Here is a 1,596-nt window from a genome sequence, read left to right on the forward strand (position 1 = left end):
CGGCCTTCCGGCCGGGCGAACTGCGGTTTGGTATTCTGGCCGACCCGTCGAGGCCGGACAGCAGCAGGGCCACGTCCAACCCGGTGTTCAGGTACTCCACGAACACCGGGTTGTTCAGCGCCCAGGGCGAACGCCGCTCCCGGACCAGCCCGATGGCGCGGTCGGTGTCGTGTCCGAGGAGCGTGAGGGCGCCCGCGACCACGAGGCCGGAGCGGTTGAAGCCGGAGTGGCAGCGGACGAGCGTCCGGCGACCGCGGCGCACGGCCTCCGCGGTGAGCTCGACCGCGTCCTGGACGGCCCGGAGCTGGACGGCGGAGAGCACGTCGTCCGGCACTGCGCGCACGATGTGCTCCACGTGCGGGGACGGCCCGTGGCCCGGCAGCGTGAACAGGCTGACGACCACGTCGAACTCGTCTCCCACGACGGCGAGTTCGAGCTCGCCGCCGGGTGGGGTCCAGTAGTGCCCGCCCATCCAGAGCCCGGGAATGATCTCGTTCCAGGGGGTCGAGGGGCCCGGGTTGTCGCGCTCCTTCTTGCGGGTCCGCATGCCTGGCTCCGTGATCCTTCCCGTTCGGCGGGCCCTACTCGCCCGTGGTGCCGTCGATGTGCTCGCGCAGGAGGTCGGCGTGGCCGTTGTGGCGGGCGTACTCCTCGATCATGTGCGTGAGGATCCAGCGCAGCGAGAAGACCTCCTCGCCGTAGTGGCCCGGAGTCTCCAACGAGGGTGCGGCGGCGACGAGTTCCCGGGCGTGCTCGCACTCGCCACGCCAGACCGCGAACGCTTCGTCCGGGTCGGCGTCGTCGACGTCGAATTCGGCGAAGGAGCCGTCCGGGTGCTTCCAGAAGCCGGGGCGGCCCTCGTCCGCGAGGACGTTGCGGAACCAGCTGCGCTCGACCTCGGCGAGGTGGCGGACCAGGCCGAGCAGGCTGAGGCCGGATGGTTGGAGGGCCCGGGTGCGGAGCTGGCCGGGCGTCAGGCCGGCGCACTTCATGGCGAGCGTGTCGCGCTGGTGGTCCAGGAAGCTGGCCAGGGTGTCCCGTTCGGCCGCGGTGCGGAGCGTGGTGGTGCGCTGATCGTTGTCCATCGGCTCATCCTGCCGCCGTGGGCGCCTGCTCGCGAGGTGATTTCCGCGGTGTGCGCGGAAGGGCGCGCCGAACCTCCCCGCCTACCCGGCGAGTTCGCCGAACGCCCCGGATTCCGTGGCCAGCCAGTGGACCGCTCCCGCGACGTCCGCTGCGACCGGCACGCCCTCGGGCAGCGGCGGGCGCTCCACGACGACCACCGGCAGGCCGAGTTCGCGCGCGGCGGTGAGCTTGGGCGCGGTGGCGGCGCCGCCGCTGTCCTTGGTGACGAGGACGTCGATCCGGTGTTCCCGCAACAGCGCGCGTTCGCCGTCCAGGGTGAACGGGCCGCGGTCCAGCAGGACTTCGAGCGAGGACGGCAGGGGCGGCTCGGGCGGGTCGACCGACCGGGCCACGAAGTGCAGCCCGTCGAGGTGCGCGAACGTGCCGATGCCCTGTCGTCCGGTGGTGAGGAACACCCGCCGCCCGAGGGCGGGCAGGGCCTCGGCCGCCGCGGCGAGCGAGGGCACGGGG

The 1,596-nt window shown here is 72.9% G+C and carries 3 protein-coding genes; all 3 read right to left on the reverse strand.

The window, feature by feature from the left end; translation table 11 throughout:
- Nucleotides 1–547 (reverse strand): hypothetical protein (locus tag AB0O00_RS38630; protein ID WP_363659353.1); only part of this gene is annotated, 547 nt, incomplete at its 3' end.
- Nucleotides 548–581: 34 nt separating this feature from the next.
- Entirely contained in the window at nucleotides 582–1,085 is a 504-nt protein-coding gene (locus tag AB0O00_RS38635; RefSeq protein WP_363659354.1) for a DinB family protein, read from the reverse strand.
- Between the two features lie 81 nt (nucleotides 1,086–1,166).
- A partial coding sequence (locus tag AB0O00_RS38640) for a precorrin-6A/cobalt-precorrin-6A reductase (RefSeq protein WP_363659355.1) occupies nucleotides 1,167–1,596 on the reverse strand: 430 nt, incomplete at its 5' end.

Origin of the sequence: Kitasatospora sp. NPDC093558 (genome assembly GCF_040683475.1) — a bacterium.
GTDB lineage: Bacteria > Actinomycetota > Actinomycetes > Streptomycetales > Streptomycetaceae > Kitasatospora.